Below are 21,168 nucleotides of genomic sequence, written 5' to 3' on the forward strand. Positions count from 1 at the left end.
TGATTCGTGGCTCCGCTCTGGGCAGTGACGGTGCCTCGACTCGCCTTGTGGGCGACGGAGAGGCGGGCATCGCATGATCATGAGCCCGGAGCCGGGCGAGCGGAAGCGCATACCGGTGGCGAGATCGTGCCTGTCGCCAAGTCGCCATCTTTCCGGGCGTGTTCGGCCGCATCTCTCCGGGTGTGTCCGGCCGCACGGCCCGTGGCGACTTCACGTCGTGTCACACATCCGCCAGCCGTTCCGGCTGTGTCACCCGCCGCCCGCTCGGTAGACCGTGCCCATGACCCTTCGCCGGTGCCCGGGTGCCGGCGAAGTCACCGCCGTGGTCCCGGTCCTGCCGAGGCCCCGCCATGCGAAAGGGCACCCATGTCCCGCCCCATCACCCGCCGCAGACGGCGGTTCACCGCCGTCGTCCTTGCGGCCGGCCTGACCGGCTCGCTGCTGGGCCTGTCGGCGCTGCCCGCCCAGGCCGCCGATGTGCCGCACCCGCTGGGCACGGCCGTGCCCGACGTGCCGAAGAAGGTACTCACGGACCGGCGCGACAAGCTGGGTTCGCACGACCGTACGCTGCTGCAGAAGGCCGAGAGCAGGAAGAGCGGGACGGTCACCGTCCTGCTGGCCACCGCCGAGGGTGACACCGGGACGCTGCGTGCCGAGGTCACCGGCCTCGGCGGTCACGTCGTCAGGGCGGACGACAAGCTCGGCTACGTCCGCGCCACCGTACCCACCGGGAAGGTCACCGCGCTCGCCGCGCTCAAGTCGGTCCGCGCCGTCGACCTGAGCGAGACGTTCAAGATCCCCGATCCGTCGCCGGTCACCGGCCAGGACAGGAAGAAGGCCCAGGCCAAGGGCAAGGGCACGAGCAAGGGAAAGGACAAGGGCAAGGGCAAGGGCAACGGCTCCCCGGACTCCGGCCGGCCGGCAGCGCCCGGCCGCAGCACCCCGGCGGACAACCCCTATCTGCCCGTCGCAGAGACCGGAGCCACCGGCTTCACCGCGGACCACCGCTCCTGGGACGGCCGGGGCGTCACGGTCGGCATCCTGGACACCGGGGTCGATCCGTCCCATCCGGCACTGCGCAACACCACGACCGGAAAGCCGAAGATCCAGGACTGGGTGACGGCGACCGACCCGGTCACCGACGCCGATCCGACGTGGCTGGAGATGCGTCTCAAGGTGACCGTCACCGACGGCACCTTCCGGTACGGCGGCGTGGACTACAAGGCCCCCGACGGTTCCTACGAGTTCCAGCTCTTCGACGAGGAGGGCACCTGGGGCAGCGAGCTCGCCGGTGACGTGAACCGGGACGGCGACCACAGCGACCGGTTCGGTGTCCTGTACCGGAAGTCGGACCACCGGGTCTGGGTCGATGCCGATCTGGACCGGACGTTCGGTGCCTCCGATATCGTCCAGCCGTACGCCGACAGCGGCACCTGGGGCACCTTCGGCAAGGACGACCCGGACACGGCGGTCTTCGAGTCCATGCCGTTCACCGTCGAGTACCGCGATGACGTGGACCTCTCCGCGCGTGGCGGCAGCAGCGCCGGCACGAGCGCCGACTTCGTGAACATCGGCATCGTCTCCGGTGCGCACGCCACCCATGTCGCCGGCATCACCGCGGGCAACGGGCTGTTCGGCGGGAAGATGAACGGCGCCGCGCCGGGCGCGCGGATCGTCTCCGAGCGGGTCTGCCTGTTCGCCTCCGGCTGCACCTCCTACGCCCTTGCCGAGGGCATGATCGATGTCGTCGTGAACAAGGGCGCGGACGTCGTCAACCTGTCGATCGGCGGGCTGTCCGCGCTCAACGACGGCGACAACGTCCGCGCGGTCCTGTACAACCGCCTCATCGACGAGTACGGCGTGCAGATCGTGTCGTCGGCCGGCAACGACGGACCGGGCATGAACACCGTCTCCGACCCGGCGACCTCCGACAAGGTGATCGCGGTGGGCGCCTCCGTCAGCAAGGACACCTGGTGGGCCGATTACGGCTCCCGGGTGAAGGCCCGTCAGTCGCTGTTCCCGTTCTCCGCGCGCGGACCGCGCGAGGACGGCGGGATGAAGCCGGAGCTCCTGGCCCCCGGCGCCGCCGTGTCGTCCATACCGACGTGGCTGCCCGGCGAGAGCGTCCCCGACACCGGCTACGAACTGCCCGCCGGCTACGGCATGTACAACGGTACGTCGATGGCGTCGCCGCAGGCCGCCGGAGCCGTCGCGCTGCTGCTGTCGGCGGCGGCCGACACCCGGGTGAAGGTGTCACCGGCCGCGCTGCGCACCGCGCTGACCAGTTCCGCGACGCACCTGGAGGACCAGCCCGCCTACGCCCAGGGAGCCGGCCTGATCTCCGTCCCTGCGGCGTGGAAGCTGCTGGCGAAGAGGGGCCGGCCGACCTCGTACGACGTCAGGGCTCCGGTGTGCGGCGTACTCGCCGGGCTGCTGGCGACCCCGAAGTCCGGGGCCGGGGTGTACAACCGCTGTGCTCCGGGCGAGGGCGGGCAGGAGGTCCGCCGGGCGAAGGACTACACGGTGGAACTGACCCGCACCGGATCCGGCAGCGGCCGGGCCGAGCTGTCGTGGCTCGGCAACGACGGAACGTTCCGCGCGCCGCGCTCGGTGAGTCTGGACCGGGGCGGAAAGGCCACGATCAGCATCCGGGCGCAGTCCGGGACGGCGGGTGCGCACTCCGCGCTGCTGCGCGTCGACGATCCGGCCACCCCCGGCGTCGACCGGCTGGTGCCGGTCACCGTCGTGGCCGCCGCCGCGCCCGCGAAGCCGTCGTACGCCGTGTCCGCTAAGGGCTCGGTGGACCGTAACGGCACCCGGTCGGTCTTCGTCGCGGTACCCGAGGGCGCGGCGGCGCTGAAGGTGGACCTGTCCGGCGTCGCCGGTGACAGCCAGACCCGCTTCCTGGCGGTCGACCCGCAGGGCAAGCCGGTGGAGGACACCGCCGCCGACCGCTGCTACACACATTTCTCGGACACCGAGGAGTGTGCTGCCGGCTCGCGTACCTACGAGCAGCCGATGCCCGGCGTCTGGGAGTTCGAGACGGAGGCCCGGCGCACGTCACCCGTCCTGGAGAACCCCTACCGGCTGACCGCCACCGTGCTGGGGGCCGCGCTGGACCCGGCGTCCTCCGTGATCGACGAGGCGGCGGTCCACACGCCCGCCGAGAAGTCGTTCACTGCCGTCAACCGGTTCGCCCCGGTGACCGCTCACGCGGTGGGCGGCTCCCTGGGCGCCCTGTCGCAGGAGCACCCGACCGTCAGCGACCAGGACATGACGGGCAAGCAGATCGCGGTGCCGAGGGACGCGACGCGGCTCGAGGTGTCGATGGGCAACGCCTCCGACAAGAACGCCGATCTGGATCTGTACCTGGTGGCCCAGTCGGGGGCGCTGGTCGCCTCCTCCACCAACGGCGGTTCGCGCGAGTCGCTCTCCCTGGACGACCCCGCCCCCGGCTACTACCTGCTGTACATCGCCGGTACGGACGTGCCGTCCGGCAGCACCGCGTTCGACATCCAGGACACGATGTTCTCGACGTCGCTCGGCTCGGTGACCGTGGACCGGAGGAAGCCGGTGCGCCTGGACCCGGGTGAGTCGACGAAGGTGACGGGCCGTCTGACGGCGGACACGGCGCCTCCGGCGGGCCGCCGCCTGGTGGGCCGGTTCTCGCTGGCCACGGACGCGGGCACCACGCTGGGCAGCGCCGACGTACTGCTCGGCAAGGTCACCAGCCCGCACGCGGACGTCACCGCGTCGTTCGGCCCGGCGATCGCCTTCGGCCTGGACGACACCGGGCGGGTCGCCGGCTCCCAGCAGGTCTCCGGCATCGGCCGGCCGATCCGCTGGGACCCGTCGAACGGCGTCACCCTGCTCGACAACGGGGGCGCCCACGACGGCCACGTCCTCGGCCAGAGCGCGACCGCGGGGTACGCCACCGGGCAGCTGACGCCGACCGGGGGCACCCGGGCGGCCCTGTGGGACGCGGACGGCACCCTCACCACGCTGCCACTGCCCGACTGGGCCGCCTACCGCTTCGCCCGGGGGTTCGCCGTCAACGACGCGGGAACCGTCGCGGGCAATGCCACCGGCAACGTCACCGACCCGAAGACCGGGCGCAGCCTGGAGGTGAACGAGGGCTTCCTCTGGAACGCGAAGGACGGTTTCCGCAAGCTGCCGCACCTCACGGAGAGCCGGAACCTGACGGAGCCCCTCGCCATCAACAACTCCGGTGTGGTCGTGGGCCATTCGTCCAAGGACGGCAGGCGTCGCGCCGTGCGGTGGGCCGCCGACGGAACGATCACCGATCTGGGCACGCTGCCCGGCATGGCCGACAGCTACGCCGCGGGCGTCAACACCTCGGGAACGATCGTCGGCACCAGCGGTGACGACGCGTTCGTGATCAAGCCGGGCGGCACCATGACCCGGCTGCCCGACTTCGGGTTCAGCGCCACAGCGATGGAGGTGAACGACGCGGGCTGGATCACGGGCAGCGCGGAGACGGCGCCCGATACGAACACGGCGGTCGTCTGGGACCCGGAGGGCCGCATGTACGACCTGAGCGCGATGATCGCGTCCTCGCGCTGGGTGCCGACCGACGGCATCGGCATCAACAACCGGGGCGAGGTGGCGTTCTACGCCATGGACACGGAGAACGGAGGCTCGAACAAGGTCGTCCTGGCGAAGCTGCCCGGCTGACCCGGCCTCCTGGTCCGACGGACCATCCGCCCGGCGGGGCGAAGGGCACCTCCGGGCCGCGGCCCGCGGCCGGGGGTGCCCTTGCCGTTGCGGCGCGTCCTGCCGCGCCCGTCCCCTGGTACTCCGGGGCACGGACCGGGCCAGCAGCCCCGATGCGCCCACGCCGCGAAATTGGTCTAATCCAAATTCCGCCGAGTCCCTGCCGCATCCCTTGACGCCCCTATTGGTCCAGTCCAATCTCTTGGGCGTGCCGCTGGATGCGGCATGAACACATCCCCTGGTGCGGTCCGTCCCCCACGGAGGTTGCATGATGCCCGCAAACCCGGCCGGCCCCGGAATTCCGGCGGCCCGCGGCCCGGCACGACGCGCGCTGCGCCACAGCGCGCTGGCGGTGGCCGCCGTCCTCGTCGCCTCGGGCGCGGCGCTCGCCGCCGTCCCGGGCTCCGCCGCCGCGACGGACGCCGAACTGCTCACCAACTCCGGCTTCGAGGCCGGTTCCCTGGACGGATGGACGTGCGCCGCCGGCGCCACCGCCTCCGCTCCCCCGCACAGCGGCTCGGGCGCACTGGCCGCACCCGCCACCGCTTCCGACACCGGCCGGTGCGCTCAGACGGTGACCGTGCGGCCGAACACGCCGTACACGCTGGCCGGCTGGGTCCAGGGCAGTTACGTCTACCTGGGCGCGGCCGGCACGGGGGTCGACGCGAGCGTCTGGGCGCCGGACGCCGCCTCGTGGAAACGGCTGTCGACCACCTTCACCACCGGGGCCAACACGACCTCGGTGACCGTCTACACCCACGGCTGGTACGGACAGGGCGCCTACCACGCGGACGACCTGACCCTGACCGGCCCGAGCGGCGATCCCACCACGCCGCCGACCACCCCTCCGACGACACCGCCGACCACACCGCCGCCGAGCACCGACCCGAACGGCCCCACGGGCGACGGCAAGGTCAGCACCCCCACCGGTCTGGCCTCCACGAAGGTCACCGGGAACGCCGTGGTGCTCAAGTGGAACAAGTCGACGGACTCCTCGCAGAACGGCGACGTTCCGGCATACAAGGTCTACGCCAAGGGTGAGATCGCCGCCACGTCGATGAGCACCACCGTGGCCGTCAGCTCCCTGCGACCGCGCACCTCCTACACCTTCACCGTGCAGGGCTACGACCGGGCGGGCCACGCCTCCGGCCAGTCCGAGCCCGTCACCGTGACGACCGGTGAGGCGCCCGCGGCGAAGCCGTACGCCTCCGCCTACTTCGACCAGTGGGGGATCTACGAGAACGCCTACTACCCGAAGCAGATCGGCACCAGCGGAGCCGCGGCCGGGCTCGACGTGGTGACGTACGCCTTCGAGAACGTCCATCCCACGACGCACAAGTGCTTCGAGGCCATCAAGGCGTCGGACGCGGGCAACGAGGACAACCCGAACGCCGGCGACGGTGCCGGTGACGCCTACGCCGACTACCAGGCCGATGTGGCGGCGGGCGACAGCGTGGACGGCACGGCCGATGTCTACGAGCAGCCGCTCAAGGGCAACTTCAACCAGCTCCGCGCACTGAAGGCCAAGTACCCCAACCTGCGGCTGACCGTGTCGCTCGGCGGCTGGACCTACTCCAAGTACTTCTCCGACGCCGCCGCCACCGACGCGTCCCGGAAGGCGTACGTCTCCTCCTGCATCGACATGTTCATGAAGGGCAACCTGCCGAAGAACGTCCAGGGCGACCCGTCCGGCGGGGTGGCCTCCGCGGCCGGGATCTTCGACGGCATCGACATCGACTGGGAGTACCCGGGATCGGCCGGCGGCCACACCGGCAACCACTACGCCGACGCGGACAAGGCCAACTTCACCCTGCTGCTCAAGGAGTTCCGCACCCAGCTCGACGCGTACGGCGCGACGCTCGGCAAGAAGTTCCTGCTGACCACCGCCCTTCCCAGCGGACAGGACAAGATCAAGTTCCTGGAGACGGACAGGATCGGCGCCTATCTGGACTACGCCGACGTCATGACGTACGACATGCACGGCTCCTGGGACGCGACCGGCCCCACCAACCACCAGGACCCGCTGCACGACAGCCCCGCCGACCCGACCACCCCGATCGAACCGGGCAGCGCCAAGTACAACCTCGACACCGCGGTCACCGCCTACACCGACGGACTGCCCGACTACGGCATCACCGGCGGCTTCCCCGCCTCGAAGCTGGTGCTCGGGGTGCCGTTCTACTGGCGCGGCTGGACCGGTGTCCCCGCCGGGACGGACTACGGGCTCTACCAGAGCGCCACCGGCCCCACACCCGCCAAGCCACTGAGCCAGGAGGCCGGACTCGCGGCATGGAAGGAACTGAGCCCGACCGCGGCGAACACCCACTGGGATCCCGTCACCGAGAGCTCCTGGATCTACGACGGCACCAACTTCTGGACCGGTGACACGCCTCAGGCGATCCGGGCACGCGCGTCGTACGCCGCCGGCAAGGGACTGGCCGGCATGTTCGCCTTCTCACTGGAGAACGACGACGCCTCCGGCACGCTCCTCAACGCGATGACCGGCAGTCTCGGCTGAGCAGCCGTCGTCCACGCGCCGCGGGCCGCCCGGGAAGTCCCGGGTGGCCCGTGGCCGGTGGTCCTGTCCGTCGACCGGTGGTTCAGCCCTCCACCGCTGTGGTGGTGAAGCGGTCGCCGCACACCCGGAGGCCGGAGGTCCGCAGGGTGAGCGCCTCCTTGGAGCCGGGCGGGTAGACCCTGAGGTAGTCGGGCTCGCGCCAGCAGCCGGAACCCTTGATCCCCTGGTTCAGGGTGTGCAGCGTGACGGCTGCCGTCCGGCCGGCGTCGATCACGGTCCGCTCCCCCGGCGCGCCCTCGCGCCCGGCCGGGACGCCGATCACGCTGCCGTCGCGCCTGATCATCGAGACACCCGGAAACCCTTGCAGGGTGCAGGAGTGCCCGGACTTGTTGGCGAACGTGAGCCGGTAGTGGATCTGGCCCGCACCCGCGTCGGCGGCGCCCAGGCTCATCCCCAGGGTCTTGGTCGTGCAACGTCGCGCTTCCGGAGCACCGGCGGCCGCTGCCGGCGGGGAGGACGACGGATCGGCCTGGTGATACGCCGCCGGGGCACTGCCGGAAGCGGAGCCGCTCGCGGCCGGCTGCCCGGCCGAGGCCGCGGTCCCGCCGCAGCCGGCCGTGACGAGGGCGATCGACGCGGCCGCGACCGGGACGAGAAGGCGGGGCCGGCGCGTACCGGCCCGCCGAGCCGTCCTCCTCTCCCGCGACCGGAGCGAATGCTCGGACGGTGATGGGGTGGTTCGAAGAAGTGAGCCCATACCTCTCGCCTGCTCAATTTCTCGCGGTCTGCACCTGCCGGGGGAATTCTTCCGCTCGCGCGCCCCCGGACGGTCGCGCCCCGGGACCGTCACACGCCCGCACGCCCGCTCATCACCCGCGCCGCACCACGCCCTGACCGTCGAAGGCCGTCTCGCTCCGCGAGCCGAGGTCCAGCCACAGTCCGGTGAACCGGTCGAGCAGCCCGGCCGCCGCCGTCACATCGTCCGTCAGCGGCCGGTCGGCCAGCTCCGCGTCGAGCACCGCGTCCGCCAGCGCGAAGGCCCGGCCGACGGGCAGTTCCGGGTCGAGGCGCATGTCACGCTGTCGCAACGCCCTTACGGCCGCGACGAGTTCGCAGCCCACGACCAGCCGGTACGCCTCGCACGCGCGCAGCGTCTGCCGCGCCGCCAACGAGGCGAAGCTGGCCTGCTCCTCGACCCCGCGCGAGAGCACCGCATGGCCGAGCGAGGCGGGCGCGGAGAAGGCGCGCAGATCTCCGAGCGCCGCCCCGGCCGCGTACTCGAGGATCATCACGCCCGACGCGGCCAGCGCACCGTCCGCGAGGAACGGCCGCAGCCGGGTGAAGGCCGGTTCGTTCAGCGTGGACAGGCGCGAGGTCGACAGCCGCGCCACCTGCGTCACCGCCAGCCTGAAGTGGTCCAGGGCAAGCGCGAGTTGGGCGATGTAGAAGCCGCCGTGGTGGTAGGCCGCCATATCGTCCGCCGAGATCAGCGGGTTCTCCGCCGCCGCGTTGATCTCGACCGTGAGGACGTCTTCGAGCGCGTCCGCCGCATCGTGCGCGGGCCCGTGGATCTGGGGCACGCAGCGGAAGCCGTACGGGTCCTGGATCCGGCCGAGCGGGGGCGTGGGGCGGTCGGCGGCGCCGAGCAGCAGCCGCATCCGCTCGGCGACCGCGTACGAACCGGCGTGCCGCCGCGCCTCGTGCACGGGCAGCGCGAACGCCTCGTACGAACCGTCGGTCGCCATCAGGGACAGGGCCGCCACCACCTGTGTGGCCGCGATCAGGCCGCGCAGCTCGTGCAGGGCGAGGGCAGACTGGCCGAGGGTGAGCGCGTTGCTGCTGATCAGGGCGAGGGCGTCGTTGTTGTCGAGGGGCTGCGGGGCGGGGGCCGCCCCGGAGCCCTGCCAGGGGTGTTCGCCGGCCAGCGCGAGGCCCATCTGCGCGAGCGCGGCGATGTCGCCGGTGCCGACCGAGCCGAATTCGTTGACCTTCGGATACGCGCCCGTCCCCAGCGCCTCGCAGAGGGCCGTGACGACGGTGGGACGCAGACCGGCGCCGCCCGCGAGCAGCTGGTTGGCCCGGACGGCGAGCATGGCGCGGACCTGCCGCGCGGGCAGCTCCTCACCGATCGATCCGGCGTGGCTGCGCAGCAGCCGTAGACCGTGGTCGGCGGCCGCCCCCGTCGGTACGGACTCATTCCGGTTGGCGCCCACACCGGTGGAGCGACCGTAGACGCGACCCCATGAGGCAATCTCCCGGGCAGCGTTCCACGAGGTCTCCACACGCTTCATACCGTCCGCCCCCAGAACGGGTTTTACGGTGGATTCGGCCATGCGTACGACATCTGCGACCATCAGTCCGCGGCCGTCGAGGGTGACCACCGAATCACTGCCGAGAGCCACCCCGTCCGCGATATGAGACGACATCACGCGCAATTCCTCCTCAACCGGAAGCTTCGTCTTGCCCTACGGCCACTTGTCACCAGGGATTTGCCTCTGAACGGCGACTGACTATTGACAATCTATTCAGACACCAAGAACTCTGCATGATGATATGCAGCCGGGCAAGGGACTCCACATGATCCAATTCGACACGGTCCACAAGCGCTTCCCGAACGGCACAACCGCGGTGCACGACCTCACGCTTGAGATGCCGGAAGGCGGCGTGACCGTCCTCGTCGGATCTTCCGGTTGCGGCAAGACAACGACACTCCGCATGGTCAACCGGATGGTCGATCCGACCTCCGGGACGATCAGGGTCAACGGCAAGGACGTCCTGGAGCAGGACGCCGCCGAGCTGCGCCGCTCCATCGGCTACGTGATCCAGCAGTCCGGGCTCTTCCCCCACCGCACGGTCCTCGACAACATCGCGACCGTGCCGCTGCTGCTCGGCTGGGGCCGGAGGAAGGCGCGGGCGCGGGCGGCGGAACTCCTGGAGACGGTGGGCCTCTCCGCCGACGCCGCCAAGCGCTACCCGCACCAGCTCTCCGGCGGCCAGCAGCAGCGGGTCGGCGTGGCGCGGGCGCTCGCCGCGGACCCGCCGGTACTCCTGATGGACGAGCCGTTCGGCGCCGTCGACCCTGTGGTGCGCACCCAGCTGCAGGATGAACTCCTGCGTCTTCAGCGAGAGTTGAACAAGACCATCGTCTTCGTCACGCACGACATAGACGAGGCCGTCCGGCTCGGGGACCGGATAGCCGTCTTCCGTACCGGTGGCCACCTCGTCCAGTACGCCGGCCCCGCCGAGCTGCTCGCCCGCCCCGCGGACGCGTTCGTCGCGGACTTCCTCGGCGCCGAGCGCGGTCTGAAGCTGCTGTCGCTGACCGCACTGGCGGAGGTCGCCCAGGGGCCCGCCCCCAAGGGCACCCGCTGGCAGCTGACCCTCGACGCCGGCCGCAAGCCGCTGGCCTGGCGCGACACCGAGAGCGAGGCCGAGGCCCCGGTCCGGCCGCTGCGCGACACGGACTCGCTCCTCTCGGCCCTCAACGAATCGATCGCCGCGCCGAGCGGACTGGTGGCCCGGGTCGACGCGGAGGGCGCCCTCACGGGTGTCACGTCCCGCGAGGACATCCACGACCACGCGGGACGCGTCCACGGCGCGGCGAGCACGGTGGGCGCATGAGCATCGACTGGTCGTGGATATCCGACCACTCCGGTGATCTCACCACCCTGGCCGTCTCCCACCTCCAGGCCGCCCTCACCGCCGTACTCCTGGGCCTGGTCGTGTCGCTCCCCCTGGCCGTCCTCGCGCACCGGGTACGCCGGCTGCGCGGACTGCTCCTCGGGCTGTCGAACATCCTGTTCACCATTCCGTCCATCGCCGTCTTCGTACTCCTCCTGCCGGTCAGCGGGCTCACCCGCACCACCACCGTCATCGGCCTGACGATCTACACCCTCGTGGTGCTCCTGCGGAACACCGTCGAGGGCCTGGACTCCGTACCGGCCAGGACCAAGGAAGCCGCGAAGGCCATGGGTACCAGGCCGCTGCGCACCCTGCTCACCGTCGAACTCCCCCTCGCCCTCCCGGTGATCATGGCGGGCGTGCGGATCGCGACGGTCATGGCCATCTCGCTGGTCTCCGTGGCCACGTACATCGGGGACGGCGGACTGGGCCAGCTCTTCACGGACGGCTTCCAGCGCAACTTCCCCACCCCCGTCATCGTCGGCGTCGCCCTGACCCTGCTCCTCGCACTCGTCGCGGACGCGGCGCTCGTCGCCCTCCAGTACGTGCTGACTCCATGGACCCGCCGGCAGAAGCAGGGGGCCTGAGCGCTCATGTACGAACTCTTCAAGAACCTCGGCGCCTGGCTGGTCAGCGGTGAGCAGTGGACCGGTCCCGACGGAATCGGGCACCGCCTCGCGGAACACCTCCAGTACTCGCTGCTCGCCACCCTGATCGCCGCCGCCATCGCGCTGCCGGTCGGCCTGCTCATCGGGCACACCGGGCGCGGCGCCTTCCTCGCGATCAACCTCTCCAGCTTCGGGCGCGCACTTCCCACGGTCGGGCTCGTCGTGCTGGTCTTCCTCGCCAGCGGCCTCTCCATGTGGCCGGTCTACATCGCCCTCGTGGCGCTCGCCGTGCCCTCCATCGTCACCAACACCTACGCCGGGATGACCGCCGTCGACCCGGAGGTCCGGGACGCCGCGCGCGGCCAGGGGATGCGTGGGCACCAGGTCCTCTTCCAGGTAGAGCTGCCCCTCGCGATGCCGCTGATCATGACCGGGCTCAGGCTCGCCCTCATCCAGGTCGTCGCGACCGCCACCATCGCCGCCTACGTCTCCTTCGGCGGGCTCGGCCGGTACGTCTTCGACGGGCTCGCCCAGCGCGACCTCGTACAGGTACTGGGCGGAGCCGTGCTCGTGGCGGTCGTCGCCGTTGTCCTGGACCTCGCGCTCTCCTGCCTCCAGCGCGCCCTCTTTCGCACCCATCGCCTCAAGGACACGGAAAGCACCCCCTCCCGCCCCGCCAAGCCGGCCCAGGAGCACACACGATGAACCGCAGAAACCTCCTCGGCGGACTCCTCGCCGCCGCCTCCGTCCCCGCGCTCGCCTCCTGCAGCGGCGGCGTCACCTCGCTCGACGGGCAGGGGTCCGGCGGCGGGGGCGGGGGCTCCAGCAAGGACGGCGTCACCATCGGCACCGCCAACTTCACCGAGAACCAGGTCCTCGGGTACCTGTACGCCGCCGCGCTCGGAGCGGCCGGTGTGAAGACCAGGGTCCGCCCGAACCTCGGCACCCGCGAGATCCTCATCCCCGCCCTCAAGGGCGGCGACATCGACCTCCTGCCCGAGTACCAGGGCGCCCTGCTGCACTACCTCGACACCAAGTCGAAGGCGGCGGAGGAGGGCGAGATGCAGAACGCCCTCGCCGTGGCCCTGCCCGCCGGACTACAGATCCTGCCGTACGGGCGCGCCGAGGACTCCGACGCGTTCGTCGTCACCCGGGAGACCGCCGCCGAGTACGGCCTCAAGTCGCTCGCCGACCTCGCCCGGCACAACGGCAAGCTCGTCATCGGCGCGGCACCCGAGGTCAAGAAGCGCGCGGTCGGCGCGGTGGGCCTCAAGGACGTGTACGGCGTGGAGTTCAAGGAGTTCAAGTCCCTCGACTCCTCGGGGCCGCTGGTCAAGGGCGCACTGAAGAAGGGGGACGTGGACGTCGCGAACCTCTTCACCACCGACACCGACATCGCCGCCGAACACTGGGTCGTGCTCACCGACCCCAAGAACCTGGTCCCGGGCCAGCACGTCGTCCCGCTGATCGCGGACCGCAAGGCCGACTCGACGGTCCGCAAGGCGCTCGCCCGGCTCGGCAACGCGCTCACGACCGAGGACCTCACCGAGCTGAACCGTCTGGTGGACAAGGACAAGAAGGACCCGGAGGACGTCGCGGGCGACTGGGCGGCACGGCACGGAATCAAGTAGCGCCCACCGCCGGACCGCAGAGCAGGACACATCAACGAGAGGCCGGGTAACCGAGTCATGGCAGCTGAAGACCTGGTGGAGCGGCGCTCCATCGACGTCGTCCCGGACGGCGAACGGCACGGAACCGCGTTCAGTCAGTTCACCCTCTGGCTCGGCGCGAACCTCCAGATCACCGCGGTCGTCACCGGCGCGCTCGCCGTCGTCTTCGGCGGCGACGTGGTGTGGTCGCTGGCCGGCCTCCTGCTGGGCAATCTGCTCGGCGGCGCCGTGATGGCCCTGCACTCCGCGCAGGGACCCAAGCTCGGCCTGCCGCAGATGATCCAGTCCCGCGCCCAGTTCGGGGTGCGCGGCGCGGTCGTCCCCCTCCTCCTGGTCGTCCTGATGTACGTGGGCTTCTTCGCGAGCGGCAGCGTCCTGGCCGGACAGGCCACGGCCGAGCTCACGCACACGAACGACACCACCGGCATCATCGTCTTCGCGGTGGTCACCGCGGTGGTGGCGACGGTCGGCTACCGGGTGATCCACGTCCTGGGGCGGGTGGCGAGCGTGGTCTGCGCGCTGGCCTTCATCTACCTGGGCATCCGCCTCCTGGACCGCGTGGACCTGTCGGCACTGCTCGGCGACGCGCACTTCGGTCTGCCGATGTTCCTGCTCGCGGTGTCGCTCTCGGCGTCCTGGCAGCTCGCCTTCGGGCCGTACGTCGCGGACTACTCGCGCTATCTGCCGCGTGCGACGTCCGGCCGGGCCACGTTCTGGTGGACCCTGTCGGGGTCGGCCATAGGCTCGCAGTGGTCGATGACGTTCGGCGTGCTGGTGGCGGCGAGCGCGGGGGACGCGTTCCTCTCCAACCAGGTCGGATACGTGGTCGGCCTGGGCGGTGCGGGCCTGATCGCGTCGTTCCTGTACTTCGTGATCGCGTTCGGCAAGCTGACCATCAACGTGCTGAACACCTATGGCGGCTTCATGTCGATGGTGACCGGCGTCAGCGGATTCCGCGGCCAGAAGACGCTCTCGCAGCGCGGCAGGGCAGCGTACATCGCGGTGATCATGGTGGCCGGAACGGCGGTGGCCCTCCTGGGCAAGGACAGCTTCCTGACGTCCTTCAAGGACTTCCTGCTGTTCCTGCTGACGTTCTTCACACCGTGGTCCGCGATCAACCTGGTCGACTACTACCTGATCTCGCGGGAGCGGTACGACATTCCGGCGCTCTCCGACCCCGGAGGCCGCTACGGCGCCTGGCGCTGGGACGCCCTCACGGTCTACGGGGTGGGCGTCCTCGCCCAGCTCCCGTTCCTCGCGACGAACTTCTACACGGGGCCGCTGGTGGATCCGCTGGGCGGCGCGGACATCTCCTGGATCGTGGGCCTGGTGATCCCGGCGGCCCTGTACTGGCTGCTGGCCCGCCGCGACACGTCACACATCCCTGAGGAGACGCGGTACACCTTGGCGCCTCCCCGGTAGCAGCGGTCCTGCGGCGTCAGGCGATGACGGGAACGGCCTCCGCGGAGCTGGTGGCCCAGTTGGTGACGATGGGCTTGTCGACGTGGGCGGTGTCGGGAAGCTTCAGTTCGGCGGGGTTGGCGTCGTCCTCCATGGTGGAGATGATGACGGTGTCGAACTCCTTGCCGTTGTTGCTGTTGGTGGTGCTGGGGCTGATCCCGGTGTACGCGACGCTGGAGCCGGTGAGCTTGATGGAGTCCTCGCCGCCCTGTCCGACAGGGGACGCGACGCCGTCGGCGCCGGAGCCGAAGGAGACGCTGGGCGTGTTGGGGTCCAGGTAGCAGGTGATGCCGGACTTGGCCTTGGCGGTGACGAGGTAGTACCCGCCCGCCTGTGTCTCCGAAGTGACCGTGAGGTCCAGATCGTTGGCGCCGCAGACCTGCCCGTAGCCGCTCTTCTCCCCGTCCCCGGAGCCGGTGTCGCCGCCGGCTGAGGCCTTGTCACCGGAGCCTGTCTTGTCTCCGGAGCCGGTCTTGTCCCCGGAGTCGGTGGAGGGCGCTCCGGTGGCGGCGGTGTCGCCGGAGGGGCTGTCACCGCCGTCCGAGGCGGCGGCGGAGGAGGCCGCGGAGCTGCCGGTGTCCGCGGAGTCGTCGGGGCCACAGGCGGTGGCGGTGGCGGCGAGCGCCGTCACCGCCGCGGCGGCCAGGACGAGACGGGCGGAACGGGCGGCGAGACGCGAACGCATCATGAACTCCAGCGGCTTTCGGTTGCGGTGTTTCCTGCTCACCCGGAGACTAGGGCCGAGACGATCTTCAAATGATCCTGTACATGTCCAGGTTCTGTCTCAAGATCCATAGCCGGTCCGGTGAGTTCTCCCCCGAAGACCGCATCACATACAGTTACAGAACTGTCGCGAAGAGTGTCACAACCGGATGCCGGAGCGGCATGTCCAACTGTGCGAGACGGCAGGCCAATCCGCTCACCGCCACCGGACGCGGCAACCCGCCGCGCCGCACACGCATTCGGGGGAATACGTTGAACATCACCGCACGCACCCTGCGTTCGTCCGCCACAGCCACCGGCGCCGGCCTCCTGCTGGCCGCCGCCGGGGCCGTCCTCGCGCCGGGCGCCACGGCAGCAGCCGCCGACACGGAGCCCCCGGAGCTGACCGTCTCCACGGCGGCCCCGGCGGAGATCGGACTGGCCGGCGGCCCGGTCGGCTTCACCACCACGGCGTCCAACACCGGTACGCACGACACCCCGTCGGCGCGGCTGATCTACCACATCGACGGAGGCGAGGGCCTGCCGCCGAACGCCGTCAGCCTGCAGTACAGGCTCGGCGCGGCGATGTGGAAGACGGTGCCGCTCACCCTGACCGGCACGCGGTTCTCCGGCGAACTCCCCGATACCTTCCCGCTGGCCGCGGGCGAGGCGCGGACCGTGCGGCTGCGCCTCGGTCTGCCGATGGGCACCCCTCACAACGGAGACAGCAACGGCGGCACCGACCGCCTCAAGCTGACCACCCTGGTCTCTTACGGCGCCGCGGGCGCGGCCGGCGACACCGACGAGGACACCGTCGAGGTCGGCGCGCTCGACACCGCCCTGTCCGGTGTGCCCGCCACCGCCACCGCGGGTGGTCCCGGCGTCACCTTCAGCGCCGCGGTGTCCAACCCCACGGCCTCTGCGTACGAGAACGTGACGGACGTGCTGTTCACCAGCCGGGACGCAACCGTGCAGACGCTGCGCTCCGGGACCTGGAAGACGCTGCGGCCCGTCACCGACAGCGCCGAACCCGACGTGTACGGCTTCGACGTCATCGGCAAGGACGCCGCCCTGGCGGCGCACAGCAGCACGAGCGTCAGGGTCCGCGTGACGTACGGCAAGGGCGCCGCGCACGGGAAGACCACCGTGCACCCCTGCGTGTTCGTCAACGAGGGTGCGACCCCGTTCACCGGCAGCACCTTCTGTGGCCCGTCGTCGTCACTGACCCTGAAGCCGGCGTCGGCCACCGCCACCCCGACGGCGTCCGCCACCGCCACCGCGTCGGCCACCCCCTCGGTGACGGCGCCCACCCCGATGTCTGGCGGAACGACCACCCAGCTGGCGAAGACCGGAAGCGGTGACGGCGCGGCCACCACCGCGGCCGCCGCCGCGCTGGTCATGGCCGGAGGCGGGCTGCTGGGCCTCACCGCCCTGCGCCGCCGCCGCGACCGGGACTGAGCCCGCTTCCCGCGAGGGCGTCCGGACCGGCGTGGCAGATGAGGCCCACCGGTCCGGACCGCGGACGGGTCAGCGCAGTTCGATCCGCACCCGGTGCCGCCCCCGAAGGCCGGCGGGGACCGTGGTGCGGTGGTGCCCGTCGACGGTGGACGAGGCCACCCGGCGGCCGGAGCCGGTGAGGGTGATGTCCAGGGTCATGTCACGGTAGGGCAGGCCGTGCAGGGTCACCGGACCCCAGCCGGGCGGCAGGTTCGGGGCGAACCGGATCCCGTCCGGCGCGTGCCGGATGCCGAACACGCCCTGGTGGATGAGGCGCAGGTAGCCCGTCGCGGACCAGGTCTGGTCCGGCTCCGAGCCCCACTGGCGCGCGTTCTGCCAGCCACCGTCCACCGCGCCGGTGAGGGCGTTGTGGATCTCCCAGAAGTGGCCGTCCCGGTGTTCGAGGGAGGCGATGTCCGTGACCGCCCGGGCCAGCAGGTCCGTCCGGCCGCCGGCCGCCGCCGCGTGCCCCCACATCCCGACCGTCATCGGCCACACGATCGCGTTGTGGCGGCCGGGGTGCTGGTCGTCGAAGCGTTCGAAGTGCGGCCATACGTTGACCACGCCGTGCGGTTCGTGATGGGTGCGGTCCAGGACCGTACGCGCCTGGCTCTCGGAGGCCACACCGCACAGCACCGCGAACGCGAGGCCGTTGGCCTCCTGGTACGTCTCCAGCCGGCCCGCCCGTTCGCCCGCGCCGTGGATGAAGTAGCCGTAGGTTCCGGCGGAGGGACGCCAGAGGTGGGCATTGATCGCGGTGCGCAGCCGGGCGGCGGCCAGCCGGAACTCCCGGGCGGTGCGCCGGTCGCCGGTCTCCTGCGCCATCGCGGCGGTGGCGAGATACCCGGCGTGGAAGAGGCAGTTGGTGGACAGGCACATCATCTTGTCCGTGCCCGGGTGGTCGAGCACGAACGAGGACGGGTTGTCCGGATCAGCGGGCGGGGCGGGGTAGCCGGCGATGCCGTCCTGGAGGAACGCCGGGCCCTCGAAGAGCCCGTAGCGCTCGTTGTGGTGCTGATCGCGGTCGGCCCTCAGGGTGTTGACGGCGCTCTGGAAGGCATCGGTGAGGAACGCGCGGTCCCCGGTGACCAGGTAGTGGTGCCAGGCCGCGACCGCCCACACGATCTGGTCCCACCACTGGTTGTCCTGCTGCACGATCAGCGTGCCGTCGTCCTGCCGCCGGCACACCGCCCACAGGGTGTTGCGCGCCACCTGCGGCGTCAGAAAGCTGGCGGCGTTCCAGGAGTTGACCGACGCGTCCCGGGTCCACGGCTGCTCGTATCCGCCGCCCGCCCTGATGAAGGTGCCGGGTGAGTCCGTCATCAGGCCGGTCTGGTTGTACTCCGCCGGGTCGTACGGGACGGTGTTGATGTCCAGCAGGTTGTGGCACGCGGACCGGTAGGCGGCGCCCAGCAGTTGGTCCTGTCCGCCGCCGAACTCGATGCCGGGCGGCCCGGCGGCCGTGCGCGCGGCCGCGTGGCCGGGCGACGCGTTGGCCAGCTGGGCGGCGGCCAGACCGAGTACGGCGCCTGCCTGGAGCAGCCGCCGTCGTGGAAGTCCGCCCTGGTGCTCGTGCGGTCGCATGAGGTCTCCCGCCTAGGACAACGTTGTCAGAGGTGTTCGGGACGGATACTCGCCCACGGCGGAAAGCGCTGTCAATGAGGTGCGGGAAGGCTGTTACTCGGGGCCGGACCCCGGGCGGGCCGAGTGCTCGGGTACGGGTCCCGGCCGGTCGAGTACTCAGGTCCGGGTCCCACCGGCCACGGCTTCCCGGTCCGCCTCACGGCCGCAGGCGGCCCGCCGCCTCGGGGGTGAGATGCCGGGCGAGCACGTCGAGGGCCTCCGCGACCTCGCGCAGCCGCTCGGGGTCGTCCGTGCCGAGTGCGGTGGCCAGCGCGTCGTCGATCCGGGACGCCCGGACCTGCGACACCCGCTCCGACGTGTGGGGGGCCCGGCGGATCAACTGCCTTCTGCCGTCGGCCGGATCGGGCGCGGTCACGATCGAACCCGCATCCTTCAGCCGGGCCACGGCGCCCGACACCTGGCTCTGGGGCAGGCCCGTACGCACCGCGATCGCGCTCACCGAGGTATCCGGGTGGCCGAGGAGGTCACTCAGGACGACGAGGGCGGCGCGGGTGCCGACCCGGTGGGTGTCGGCGCCCGGCGGCAGCTCGGGAAGCGACTCCTCCCCGATCTTCATGAGGGTGCGGCCGAGGAGGAACAGCTGGACCGGGGTCGTCGAGGAACTCATGGCCCGCACCCTACGCCAGACCCATCACTAACGATGTATCGCCGACGATGCGTCGCCCTGAACGCGGTGAGCGCGCACAGGCCGGCGTTCGCGAGCCCGCCGGCCGGCGGTCAGCGGCGGACAGGGACCGTGTGGAACTCCCGCCGCAGGGGGGCGAATCCGCGTTCCGCCCGGACCGGATGGACGCGGTTGGTCAGCAGGATCGCGTAGCGCGCCGCCTCCGGGTCGATCCACAGACTGGTGCCGGTGAATCCGGTGTGCCCGTACGAGGCGGGGCCGAAGCTCTCCCCCACCGGTGACGTGTGCGGGTCCGTCCCCTGCCAGGCCAGGGCGCGGCGCAGGTTCAGGTGGTCGGTGCGGGGTGCGGTCATCAGCGCGAGGGTGTCCGGTGCGAGCAAGGGGGGCCCGCCGCCGAGCAGGGAGCGCGCGAGCCGTTCCATGTCTGTCAGGGTGGCGAAGAGACCGGCGTGGCCCGCGACGCCGCCGAGCACGACGGCGTTCTCGTCGTGCACCTCACCGGTCACGGTCCGGCCGCGCCAGGGGCAGTCCTCGGTGGCCACCGCACGCGCCCGCTGTTCGTGGCCGGGCCGGAAGCACAGGTCGGTGAGTCCGAGCGGCGCGCTGACGAGCTCCGTCACCAGCGCGTCCAGGCTCCGGCCGGTGGCCTGTTCGGCGATCAGGCCGAGCAGTATGAACCCCTGGGACGAGTACGCGACATGGGTGCCGGGTGCGGCGGCGCACTCCAGCGTCCCCAGTGCGGTGAGCAGCGATTCGCGGGTGGGGTGCTCGCGGTACAGGGGGACGCCGCCGGGCAGTCCCGAGGTGTGGTCGAGGAGTTGGGCGAGGGTCAGCGCGGCGTGCGGGCTGTCGCGGTACCGGTCCAGGTGGTGGCCCACGGTGTCGTCGAGGCCGAGTACGCCCCGCTCCACCAGGGCCATGACGACGAGGCCCACGATCGGTTTGGTCACCGAGGCGAGGTCCCAGAGGTCGGTGCCGTCCAGCGGGGCGCCGCCGTCGGCCCGGGTTCCGGTCCAGCCTCGGTCGTACGGTCCGTTCGCGTCCCCCAGGGACCAGGCGGCACCGGAGTACAGGCCGCGCGCCCGGCCCTGTTCGAGGAGGTGCCGGCGTGCGGCGGCGTGGTGGGTGCTCATCGCTTCCGTCCCGCCCCCTGGTCCGGGTCTGCCACCAGGCCGAGCCGTGCTCCCGGTTGGGCGGCCAGGCCTGCGGAGACCGCGGCCGCGGCGGAGCGCACCATCGGCCCGTACAGGCGCGCGGCCGCCTCGTCGAGGGTGAAGGCGAGTCCGGTGAGGACGAGCACGCCCACCGGACGCCCCGCGGCATCGCGGACCGGGGCGGCGAGCGCGCGGCGGTCCCGCCAGGCGTCGGCGCTGTCGAAGGCGTAGCCGTCGCGGGCGGCAACGGTCAGCGCGGTGCGCGTCGCCTCATCGGCGGGGGCCCCGTCCGAGCCGGTCAGCAGGGTCTCGGCGTCCTCTGCGGGCAGGGCCGCCAGCAGGGCGAGTCCGGCGGCGCCCGCGGTGACGGACTCGCGCGTTCCGGGCCGCAGGTCGAGGGCGGGCCCCTGGGCGGGTGCGTGCACGCGCAGGTGGACCAGGGCCCTGTCGTCGCGCACCGCGTAGGAGGCGAACAGGCCGGTGCGGATGCGGAGTTCCTCCAGGACCGGGCCTGCCCGGCGGGTGGCCGCGTCGTCGGCGAGGACGCCCGCCGCGAGTCCGAGGAGACGCGGCCCGGGGCGGTAGCTGCCGCCCTCGGCCGGTTCGGCGTAGCCACTGGCCGCGAGAGCGCGCAGCAGGCGGTGCACGGTGGGTTTGGCGAGGCCCGTATGGCGGGCGAGGTCCGCGAGGCGGTGTGGCGCTCCTGTTTCCGCGAGGGCGGAGAGCACTTCCATGGCCTTGTCCACCGGGCCTGGCGCGGGTGGAAGGGCTGTCACGGCCGCCTCGTCGAGAGCGGTGGCGGACGTCTGCTGCTGCGAACGACTGTTGACCGGTTTCCCCATGGGGATTACCTTACCCGCACTGCATTCCATTC

General features: G+C 71.4%; 15 protein-coding genes. 8 read left to right on the forward strand and 7 right to left on the reverse strand.

What is annotated here, in order from left to right:
- The first annotated feature begins 366 nt into the window (after positions 1-366).
- A complete protein-coding gene (locus OG892_RS02530) occupies positions 367-4,695 on the forward strand; it encodes a S8 family serine peptidase (protein WP_371628342.1) in 4,329 nt (1,442 codons plus the stop codon).
- A 310-nt stretch (positions 4,696-5,005) separates the two neighbouring features.
- On the forward strand, positions 5,006-7,252 hold the full coding sequence (locus OG892_RS02535) for a glycosyl hydrolase family 18 protein (protein ID WP_371631561.1): 2,247 nt from the start codon (positions 5,006-5,008) through the stop codon (positions 7,250-7,252).
- Between the two features lie 82 nt (positions 7,253-7,334).
- Here OG892_RS02535 and OG892_RS02540 read toward each other — a convergent pair whose 3' ends face one another.
- Together OG892_RS02540 and OG892_RS02545 are read right to left on the reverse strand one after the other, a co-directional pair.
- Entirely contained in the window at positions 7,335-8,009 is a 675-nt protein-coding gene (locus tag OG892_RS02540; RefSeq protein WP_371628343.1) for a DUF4232 domain-containing protein, read from the reverse strand.
- 112 nt (positions 8,010-8,121) lie between these two features.
- Entirely contained in the window at positions 8,122-9,678 is a 1,557-nt protein-coding gene (locus tag OG892_RS02545; protein WP_371628344.1) for an aromatic amino acid ammonia-lyase, read from the reverse strand.
- 127 nt (positions 9,679-9,805) lie between these two features.
- Here OG892_RS02545 and OG892_RS02550 point away from each other — a divergent pair, with 127 nt between their 5' ends.
- From OG892_RS02550 to OG892_RS02570, 5 genes are read left to right on the forward strand one after another with little or no spacing between them, the layout of a single operon-like run.
- Positions 9,806-10,873, forward strand: coding sequence for an ABC transporter ATP-binding protein (locus OG892_RS02550; protein WP_073738068.1), 1,068 nt, complete (start codon positions 9,806-9,808; stop codon positions 10,871-10,873).
- On the forward strand, positions 10,870-11,520 hold the full coding sequence (locus tag OG892_RS02555; protein ID WP_073738069.1) for an ABC transporter permease: 651 nt from the start codon (positions 10,870-10,872) through the stop codon (positions 11,518-11,520). Before OG892_RS02550 ends, OG892_RS02555 begins: the two co-directional genes overlap by 4 nt.
- 6 nt (positions 11,521-11,526) lie before the next feature.
- The gene (locus OG892_RS02560; protein ID WP_073738070.1) at positions 11,527-12,246 is read left to right on the forward strand and encodes an ABC transporter permease; all 720 of its coding nucleotides are present in this window, start codon (positions 11,527-11,529) and stop codon (positions 12,244-12,246) included.
- The gene (locus OG892_RS02565; RefSeq protein WP_073738071.1) at positions 12,243-13,172 is read left to right on the forward strand and encodes an ABC transporter substrate-binding protein; all 930 of its coding nucleotides are present in this window, start codon (positions 12,243-12,245) and stop codon (positions 13,170-13,172) included. Before OG892_RS02560 ends, OG892_RS02565 begins: the two co-directional genes overlap by 4 nt.
- Before the next feature lie 57 nt (positions 13,173-13,229).
- Positions 13,230-14,633, forward strand: a complete 1,404-nt coding sequence (locus OG892_RS02570; protein WP_371628345.1) for a cytosine permease — start codon at positions 13,230-13,232, stop codon at positions 14,631-14,633.
- A 16-nt stretch (positions 14,634-14,649) separates the two neighbouring features.
- Here the strand turns inward: OG892_RS02570 and OG892_RS02575 are convergent, their stop codons facing one another.
- Positions 14,650-15,357: a hypothetical protein gene (locus tag OG892_RS02575; protein ID WP_371631562.1), complete on the reverse strand. Its 708-nt coding sequence runs from the start codon at positions 15,355-15,357 to the stop codon at positions 14,650-14,652.
- 290 nt (positions 15,358-15,647) lie between these two features.
- On the opposite strand from OG892_RS02575, the gene OG892_RS02580 reads away from it, so the two are divergent.
- Complete coding sequence (locus tag OG892_RS02580; RefSeq protein WP_371628346.1) at positions 15,648-16,832, forward strand: hypothetical protein; 1,185 nt, start codon at positions 15,648-15,650, stop codon at positions 16,830-16,832.
- Positions 16,833-16,901: 69 nt separating this feature from the next.
- Here OG892_RS02580 and OG892_RS02585 read toward each other — a convergent pair whose 3' ends face one another.
- The 4 genes from OG892_RS02585 to OG892_RS02600 all read right to left on the reverse strand — a co-directional run bounded on the left by OG892_RS02585 (position 16,902) and on the right by OG892_RS02600 (position 21,136).
- Positions 16,902-18,455 carry a glycosyl hydrolase family 65 protein gene (locus tag OG892_RS02585; protein ID WP_371628347.1) on the reverse strand — a complete coding sequence of 518 codons (1,554 nt, stop codon included), beginning with the start codon at positions 18,453-18,455 and terminating at the stop codon, positions 16,902-16,904.
- A 196-nt stretch (positions 18,456-18,651) separates the two neighbouring features.
- Positions 18,652-19,122, reverse strand: coding sequence for a helix-turn-helix domain-containing protein (locus tag OG892_RS02590; protein ID WP_328868047.1), 471 nt, complete (start codon positions 19,120-19,122; stop codon positions 18,652-18,654).
- A 110-nt stretch (positions 19,123-19,232) separates the two neighbouring features.
- The gene (locus OG892_RS02595; protein WP_371628348.1) at positions 19,233-20,273 is read right to left on the reverse strand and encodes a serine hydrolase domain-containing protein; all 1,041 of its coding nucleotides are present in this window, start codon (positions 20,271-20,273) and stop codon (positions 19,233-19,235) included.
- Complete coding sequence (locus OG892_RS02600) at positions 20,270-21,136, reverse strand: helix-turn-helix domain-containing protein (RefSeq protein ID WP_328868045.1); 867 nt, start codon at positions 21,134-21,136, stop codon at positions 20,270-20,272. The genes OG892_RS02595 and OG892_RS02600 overlap by 4 nt, the downstream gene beginning before the upstream one ends.
- Positions 21,137-21,168 lie beyond the last annotated feature (32 nt).

Source organism: Streptomyces sp. NBC_00341, assembly GCF_041435055.1.
Taxonomy (GTDB): Bacteria; Actinomycetota; Actinomycetes; order Streptomycetales; family Streptomycetaceae; genus Streptomyces.